Source organism: Rhodovulum sp., assembly GCF_011048875.1.
Classification (GTDB): domain Bacteria; phylum Pseudomonadota; class Alphaproteobacteria; order Rhodobacterales; family Rhodobacteraceae; genus Rhodovulum; species Rhodovulum tesquicola.
In genome coordinates this window covers 1-8,354 of sequence record NZ_DSDD01000135.1, presented here as the reverse complement: position 1 = coordinate 8,354, position 8,354 = coordinate 1, and the positions used below count along the sequence as shown (strand labels likewise).

The following is an 8,354-nucleotide window of genomic DNA, read 5'->3' as shown; positions in this document are numbered from 1 at the left end:
GGCACGCGCGCGGCGCAGGCCCGCGCGATGGCGCGCTTGGCCCCCTGGTTCAGCGAGCGGCGTTCTTCGTAGCCGATATTGGTGGTGCCTGAGGGCAGGATCGCCCCGCCATGGACGCGCTCCAGCCGCCCGGCCTCGGCCAGGTTGCTCAGGTCGCGGCGGATCGTCTGGAGCGTCACGCCGAAATGCTCGGCCAGCCCCTCGACCGTGACCTTGCCCTCGCGCCGCGCGATCTCGAGGATCTCGGGGTGGCGGATCGTCTGCGACATGCGCTCGTTCCTTTTCGCTGATGTTCGCATGGCGGGCCGCGCCGCTCAAGCCCGGGTTGCGCGGGGCGAAGGCACCGGGGAATCGGCGGTGCGGGGCGGACCTGTCCGCCGCTTTCGGCGCGTACAGGCGCCCTTCGTCCCTTGAAAAGGGTGGCAAGCCTTTGAAACTTCGGCTGGCAACAGAAACGAAAAATAACGAACATAAATGTCTTTCTTTTTGGATCGGAATGCGGCATAATGCCCGTATTGGAACGCGAAGGGAGGAGCGCGTGACGACAGCGGCCACGGCAGAGCCTGTCGATCTGTTCGTCATCGGCGGGGGGATCAACGGCTGCGGGATCGCGCGCGACGCGGCGGGACGCGGCCTGTCCGTGCGGCTGGCCGAGATGAACGACCTGGCCTCGGCGACCTCCTCGGCCTCGACCAAGCTGTTCCACGGCGGCCTGCGCTATCTGGAATATTTCGAGTTCCGCCTCGTGCGCGAGGCGCTGATCGAGCGCGAGACGCTTCTGCGCGCGATGCCGCATATCAGCTGGCCGATGCGATTTGTTCTTCCCTACCATGAGGATATGCGGTTCGAATCCGCGACGCCGACCTCGCGCCTGCTGGCCCGCGTCATGCCCTGGATGAAGGGCCGGCGGCCCGCATGGCTGATCCGGCTGGCGCTGATGCTGTACGATGGGCTGGCGGCGCGCGAGATCCTGCCCGGAACGACGGTGCTGGATCTGGCTGGCACGCCCGAGGGCGCGCCCTTGCAAGAGCGGTTCCGCAAGGCGTTCGAATATTCCGATTGCTGGGTCGAGGACTCGCGCCTTGTCGTGCTGAACGCCCGCGATGCCGAGGCACGCGGCGCCGAGATCCTGCCGCGCACGCGGGTGGTGTCGGCCCGGCGCGAGGGCGCGCTCTGGCGCGTCGAAACGCAGGACAGCGAAACCGGCGCGCGGCGGACCCACCTTGCCCGCGCGCTGGTCAACGCCGCGGGGCCCTGGGCGGGGCAGGTGATCCAGGGCGTGCTGGGGCTGAACGCGCAGGACAACGTGCGGCTGGTGCGCGGCAGCCATATCGTGACAGAGCGGCTCTACGATCACGACAAGTGCTACTTCTTCCAGGGCAGCGACGGGCGCATCATCTTTGCGATCCCCTATGAGAGCGACTTTACCCTGATCGGCACGACCGACATGGATCACGACGATCCCGCCACGCCGCCCGAGTGCACCCAGGCCGAGCGCGACTATCTTATCGCCTTTGCCAACCGCTATTTCCGGCGGCCGATCGGGCCTGAGGACGTGGTCTGGACCTTTTCCGGCGTGCGCCCGCTTTATGACGACGGCGTGTCCAGCGCGACGGCGGCGACGCGGGACTATACGCTCAAGCTGGACGCGGCCGGGGGGGCGCCGGTCCTGAACGTCTTCGGCGGCAAGATCACCACCTACCGGCGGCTGGCCGAGGCGGCACTGGCGCGGCTGGCCCCGCATTTTCCGGGCCTGAAGGGCGACTGGACGGCGGGCGTGCCGCTGCCGGGGGGCGGCTTTCCGGTGGACGGGGCCGAGGCGCTGATCTCGCGGCTTGTGGCCGACTACCCGTTCCTGCCAGATGGGCAGGCACGGCGGCTGGTGCGCGCCTATGGCGCCGAGGCCTGGGCGATGCTGGGCGCGGCGCGCGGGCCGGACGATCTGGGGCGCGATTTCGGCGCGGGCCTGACCGAGCGCGAGATCGACTGGCTGAGGACGCGGGAATATGCGCGCACCGCCGAGGATGTCCTGTGGCGGCGCAGCAAGCTGGGGCTGCGGCTGGGGGCAGACCAGATTGCCGCGCTGGAGCGCTGGATGGCGGAGCCGCGGCGGCAGACCGCGCCCGCCGCGGCGGAATAAGGGGGCGAAGGGGGGAGAATGACACTGGAATTGCGGGGCGTGTCGAAGGTCGTCGGCACCCAGACCCATATCCATCCGACCGACCTGACGCTGGACAAGGGCACGATGAACGTGCTGCTGGGGCCGACGCTGTCGGGCAAGACCTCGCTGATGCGGCTGATGGCCGGGCTCGACGTGCCGAGCGCGGGCCGCGTCCACTGGAACGGGCAGGACGTGACGGGGATGCGGGTGCAGGACCGCAAGGTGGCGATGGTCTACCAGCAATTCATCAACTACCCCTCGATGAGCGTCTACGACAACATCGCCTCGCCGATGCGACTGATGGGGATGGGCCGGGCCGAGATCGACGCCCGCGTGCGCGAGACCGCCGCGCTGATGCGGCTGACGCCGATGCTGGAGCGCCGCCCGCTGGAATTGTCGGGTGGCCAGCAGCAACGTTGCGCGCTGGCGCGGGCGCTGGTCAAGGGCGCGGGGCTCGTGCTGCTGGACGAGCCGCTGGCCAATCTCGACTACAAGCTGCGCGAGGAGTTGCGGGTGGAGATCCCCCGCATCTTCGAGGCGTCGGGCGCGATCTTCGTCTATGCCACGACCGAACCCGAAGAGGCGCTGCTGCTGGGCGGCCACACCGCGACGCTGTGGGAGGGCCGGGTGACCCAGTTCGGGCCCACCCCGCAGGTCTACCGACAGCCGGTGGACGCCACGACCGCGCGGGTGTTCAGCGATCCGCCGATGAATTTCCTGGCCGTCGCCAAGGCCGGCGCGAAGCTGATGTTCGGCAATGGCCAGTCGGTGCCCGCGACCGGCCGGCTGGCCGATCTGGCCGACGGGCGCTACACCGCCGGGTTCCGGCCGAACCACCTGGAAATCGCGCGGCACACGGCGGATGCGATGGAATTCACCGCGCGGCTGGTGGTGACGGAACTGACCGGGTCCGAGACCTTTGTCCATCTCGACCACCATGGTGAACGCTGGGTGGGGCTGATCCATGGCGTCCACGACCTTGCGCTGGGCGAGGACCTCCGGGTGCATCTGGATCCCGCCCATGTCTACATCTTCGGCGAGGACGGGCGGCTGGTCGCGCCCGCCGCCTATGCGCTGGCCGCCTGAGGGAGGGACGACATGGCCCGGATCACGCTCGACAAGCTGGCCCATTCCTACCTGCCCGCGCCGAAATCCGACGCCGACTGGGCGCTGAAGGAGATGACCCATGTCTGGGAGGACGGCGCGGCCTATGCGCTGCTGGGGCCCTCGGGTTGCGGTAAGTCCACGCTCTTGAACATCATTTCGGGGCTTCTGGCGCCCAGCCAGGGCCGTATCCTGTTCGACGATGCGGACATGACGCATGCCCCGACCACGGAACGCAACATCGCGCAGGTGTTTCAGTTTCCGGTCGTCTACGACACGATGAGCGTGCGCGACAACCTGGCCTTCCCGCTGAGGAACCGGGGCCGCGACCCCTTCTATATCGCCGAGCGGGTTCAGGCCATCGCCCGCATGATCGGGATGGAGGACCAGCTTGACCGCAAGGCGAGCGAGCTGACGGCGGATGCCAAGCAGAAGATCAGCCTCGGCCGCGGCATGGTGCGGCGCGATGTCAACGCGATCCTGTTCGACGAGCCGCTGACGGTGATCGACCCGCACATGAAGTGGCAGTTGCGGACCCAGCTGAAATCGCTGCACCGCGAGTTCGGCCACACGATGATCTATGTCACCCACGACCAGACCGAGGCGCTGACCTTCGCCGACCGGGTGGTGGTGATGCATGACGGCCGCGTGGTCCAGATCGGCACGCCGGAAGAGTTGTTCGAGACGCCCGACCACACCTTCGTCGGCTATTTCATCGGCTCGCCGGGGATGAACGTCCTGCCCGCCCGCGTCGAGGGCACCCGCGCCTATATCGAGGGCGCCGAGGTGGAGCTGGCCCATGGCTATCCCGCCCTGTCCGGCAAGGTCGAGATCGGCGTGCGGCCCGAATTCGCGCGGCTCTCGGCGACCGAGGGGCTGCCCGTCCGGATCCGCCGGGTCGAGGATGTGGGCCGGCACAAGATCGTGCGGGCCGAGTTCTTCAGCCACGAGATCAACATCATCGCCCGCGAGGAGGACAGGATCGGCGCCGACCAGACCCGCGTCCGCTTCGACCCCGACCGGGTGAACGTCTATGCCGACGACTGGCGCGTCAGCGGGGAGGCCGCGTGATGGACAAACCGACCAATCACAAGGCCTGGTTCCTCGTGCTTCCGGTGCTGGTGCTGGTGGCGTTCTCGGCGGTGATCCCGCTGATGACGGTGGTGAACTACTCGGTGCAGGACACGTTCGGCAACAACCGCTTCTTCTGGGCCGGGCTCGAGTGGTTCGAGCAGATGCTGCGCTCCGAGCGGATGTGGAACGCGCTGGGCCGACAGCTGATCTTCTCGGCGACGATCCTCGCAATCGAGGTGCCGCTGGGCATCTTCGTCGCGCTCAACATGCCCAAGCGGGGCGTCTGGGCCAGTGTCTGCCTTGTACTGATGTCACTGCCGCTACTGATCCCGTTCAACGTGGTCGGCACGATCTGGCAGATCTTCGGCCGCGTCGATATCGGGCTGCTGGGCTATACGCTCGACCGGCTGGGCATCAATTACAACTACACCCAGAACGCCGTCGATGCCTGGATCACGGTGATCGTGATGGATGTCTGGCACTGGACCTCGCTGGTGGCGCTCTTGTGCTATGCCGGGCTGCAATCCATTCCCGATGCCTATTACCAGGCCGCCAAGATCGACCAGGCAAGCCGCTGGAAGGTGTTCCGCTATATCGAACTGGCCAAGATGGCGGGCGTGCTGATGATCGCGGTGCTCCTGCGCTTCATGGACAGCTTCATGATCTATACCGAGCCTTTCGTGGTCACCGGCGGCGGCCCCGGCAACGCCACCACCTTCCTGTCGATCGACCTGGTGAAGATGGCGCTGGGGCAGTTCGACCTTGGCCCCGCGGCGGCCTTCTCGATCATGTATTTCCTCGTGATCCTGCTGATCAGTTGGGTGTTCTACACCGTGATGACCAATCTCGATCGGAAGGGGGGCTAGGCCATGGCCGACGCGACGATTGCCCAGCCCCGCCGGTCGCTGGCCCTGCCGCGGGTGAACACCAGCGCGGTGGTGATGACGCTGTACCTCCTGTTCCTGATGCTGCCGATCTACTGGCTGGTGAACATGAGCCTGAAGACCAATTCCGAGATCCTCGGCGGCTTCAGCCTCTGGCCGCAGGAGCCGACCTTGCGGAACTACCGCGTGATCCTGACGGATGCGAGCTGGTACATGGGGTACGTCAACTCGCTGATCTATGTCTGCATGAACACGGTGCTCTCGGTCGCCGTGGCACTGCCCGCGGCCTATGCGTTCTCGCGCTACCGCTTCATGGGCGACAAGCACCTGTTCTTCTGGCTGCTGACCAACCGCATGGCGCCGCCCGCGGTCTTTGCGCTGCCGTTCTTCCAGCTTTATTCGTCCGTGGGGCTTTTCGACACCCATATCGCGGTGGCGCTGGCGCATTGCCTGTTCAACGTGCCGCTGGCGGTCTGGATCCTCGAAGGCTTCATGCGCGGCGTGCCGAAGGAAATCGACGAGACCGCCTATATCGACGGCTATTCCTTCCCGCGCTTCTTCGTGAAGATCTTCATGCCGCTGATCGCGTCGGGGATCGGCGTGGCGGCCTTCTTCTGCTTCATGTTCTCCTGGGTGGAACTGCTCTTGTCGCGCACGCTGACATCGGTGGACGCCAAGCCCATCGCGGCCACCATGACCCGGACCGTCAGCGCCAGCGGTCTGGACTGGGGCGTGCTGGCGGCGGCGGGCGTGCTGACCATCGTGCCGGGCGCGCTCGTGATCTGGTTCGTGCGCAACTACATCGCCAAGGGCTTTGCCCTGGGGAGGGTGTGATGGGACCCTGCGCACCTCTGGTGGCTGGAACCGTCCGGGCCGCGGGCCCGGGCAGCGCGCGACCCGCCCCCACGGGCCAAGCGCCGGAGCAGCGTCGAAATTTTGAAGGAGCCTCGTGATGGACTGGATGGCCTGGACCTGGCCCACCGCGATCTTCTTCATGGTGATCGCCGGGCTTCTCATCACCTTCACCGTGCTCGCGATCCGGTTCCCCGAAACCCCGCGCACCGGGATCCTGCGGATCGAGACCACGCGGGGGGATCGGCTCTTCATCACGCTGCTGGGCTCGGCCTTCTTCAACCTCGCCTGGCTGGGGCTGGTGGGTGCGAACCAGCCCTATGCCCTTCTCGTCTGCCTGGCCTGGGCCGCGGCGGTGTTCCGCTGGGTCTAGGCCCGTCACCCGCGCCCGGGGCACGAGGAGCCTCGGATCGCGCCGACCCCCCGAAATCCTCGAAACAACGGTTCACCAACGGGAGGAGACCCAAAATGAACCCCAGACTGAAATCCACCACGGCGATCGTGGCGAGCCTCGCGCTTCTGTCCGGCCCGACCTGGGCGGGGATGGAGGAGGCAATCGCGTTTCTCGATAGCGAGATCGCGGGCCTCTCGGTCCTGAGCCGCGAGGCGCAGGAGGCCGAGATGCAGTGGTTCATCGACGCCGCCCGGCCCTTTGCCGGGATGGAGATCAACGTGGTCTCGGAAACGATCACCACCCATGAATACGAAGCGCGCGTGCTGGCGCCCGCCTTCAGCGCGATCACCGGCATCAAGGTCACCCACGACCTGATCGGCGAGGGCGACGTGATCGAGAAGCTGCAGACGCAGATGCAGTCGGGCCAGAACGTCTATGACGCCTATGTCAACGACTCCGACCTGATCGGCACCCACTGGCGCTATCAGCAGGCGCGCAACCTGACCGACTGGATGGCGGGCGAGGGCGCGGACGTGACCAGCCCGACGCTCGACCTCGACGACTTCATCGGGCTCAGCTTTACCACCGGGCCGGACGGCAAGCTGTATCAGCTGCCCGACCAGCAATTCGCCAATCTCTACTGGTTCCGCTACGACTGGTTCACGGACCCCAAGACGATGGAGGATTTCAAGGCCGTCTATGGCTATGACTTGGGTGTGCCGGTCAACTGGTCGGCCTACGAGGACATCGCCGAATTCTTCACCGGCCGCGACATGTCCTATCTGGGCGTCGAGGGCGCGGTCTATGGCAACATGGATTACGGCAAGAAGGACCCCAGCCTCGGCTGGCGCTATACCGACGCGTGGATGTCGATGGCGGGCATGGGTGACGTGGGCGAACCGAACGGCCTGCCCGTGGACGAATGGGGCATCCGGGTGAACGAGAACAGCCAGCCTGTGGGATCCTGCGTCGCGCGCGGCGGCGCCACCAACGGCCCGGCCGCGGTCTATGCGGTCACCAAGGCGATCGAGTGGCTGCAGAAATATTCGCCGCCCACCGCCGCCGGCATGACCTTCGGCGAGGCCGGGCCGGTGCCCGCCCAGGGCCAGATCGCCCAGCAGATGTTCTGGTACACCGCGTTTACCGCCGACATGGTAGGCGAGGGGGCGGGGGCCGTGCTGAACGAGGATGGCACGCCCAAATGGCGCATGGCCCCCAGCCCGCACGGCGTCTACTGGGAAGAGGGCATGAAGATCGGCTATCAGGACGCCGGATCCTGGACGCTGATGGAATCGACGCCGGTGGACCGGGCCAAGGCGGCCTGGCTTTACGCCCAGTTCGTGACCTCGAAGACCGTGGATCTGAAGAAATCTGATGTGGGGCTGACCTTCATCCGCGAGTCCACGATCAACTCGGACCATTTCAGCGAGCGCGCCGACAAGCTGGGCGGCCTGATCGAGTTCTACCGCTCGCCCGCCCGCGTGCAATGGTCGCCCACCGGCACCAACGTGCCGGACTACCCGAAACTGGCACAGCTCTGGTGGCAGAACATCGGCGACGCGATGTCGGGCGCGAAGACCCCGCAACAGGCCCTCGACGCGCTGTGCGCGGATCAGGAGCAGGTGCTGCAGCGGCTGGAACGCGCGGGCGTGCAGGGCGATCTGGGGCCCAGGCTGAACGAGGAGCGGGACCCCGAATATTGGCTGAGCCAGCCGGGCGCGCCCAAGGCCAGGCTCGACAACGAGGACGGGGAACCGATCACCGTCTCCTATGACGAGCTGATCAAGTCCTGGCAGAACTGAGGTCTCCGACCGAAAGGCGCGGGCCCGGCAACGGGCCCGCGTGCGCCCCGGGTGCGGCGGACCGGGATCGCCTGCAATCCCCG

8 protein-coding genes are annotated in these 8,354 nt (G+C 66.7%); 7 read left to right on the top strand and 1 reads right to left on the bottom strand.

Annotation, left to right across the window (positions count from 1 at the left end; all coding sequences use genetic code 11):
* Window positions 1-269, bottom strand: a 269-nt coding sequence (locus ENN83_RS04610; RefSeq protein ID WP_287184579.1) for a DeoR family transcriptional regulator, incomplete at its 3' end; no start/stop codon positions are given.
* 269 nt (window positions 270-538) lie between these two features.
* Between ENN83_RS04610 and glpD the strand changes: the two genes are divergently transcribed.
* The 7 genes from glpD to ENN83_RS04575 all read left to right on the top strand — a co-directional run bounded on the left by glpD (window position 539) and on the right by ENN83_RS04575 (window position 8,271).
* A complete protein-coding gene (gene glpD, locus ENN83_RS04605) occupies window positions 539-2,140 on the top strand; it encodes a glycerol-3-phosphate dehydrogenase (protein ID WP_287184577.1) in 1,602 nt (533 codons plus the stop codon).
* A gap of 18 nt (window positions 2,141-2,158) precedes the next feature.
* A complete protein-coding gene (locus ENN83_RS04600) occupies window positions 2,159-3,247 on the top strand; it encodes an ABC transporter ATP-binding protein (protein ID WP_287184574.1) in 1,089 nt (362 codons plus the stop codon).
* A gap of 12 nt (window positions 3,248-3,259) precedes the next feature.
* A complete protein-coding gene (locus tag ENN83_RS04595) occupies window positions 3,260-4,336 on the top strand; it encodes an ABC transporter ATP-binding protein (RefSeq protein WP_287184571.1) in 1,077 nt (358 codons plus the stop codon).
* Entirely contained in the window at window positions 4,336-5,205 is an 870-nt protein-coding gene (locus tag ENN83_RS04590) for a carbohydrate ABC transporter permease (RefSeq protein ID WP_287184569.1), read from the top strand. The genes ENN83_RS04595 and ENN83_RS04590 overlap by 1 nt, the downstream gene beginning before the upstream one ends.
* Window positions 5,206-5,208: 3 nt before the next feature.
* Window positions 5,209-6,057, top strand: a complete 849-nt coding sequence (locus tag ENN83_RS04585; RefSeq protein WP_287184567.1) for a carbohydrate ABC transporter permease — start codon at window positions 5,209-5,211, stop codon at window positions 6,055-6,057.
* Between the two features lie 118 nt (window positions 6,058-6,175).
* Entirely contained in the window at window positions 6,176-6,448 is a 273-nt protein-coding gene (locus ENN83_RS04580) for a DUF2160 domain-containing protein (protein ID WP_287184564.1), read from the top strand.
* A 95-nt stretch (window positions 6,449-6,543) separates the two neighbouring features.
* Window positions 6,544-8,271 (top strand): extracellular solute-binding protein, encoded by a 1,728-nt coding sequence (locus tag ENN83_RS04575; RefSeq protein ID WP_287184562.1) that lies wholly within the window; start codon window positions 6,544-6,546, stop codon window positions 8,269-8,271.
* Window positions 8,272-8,354 lie beyond the last annotated feature (83 nt).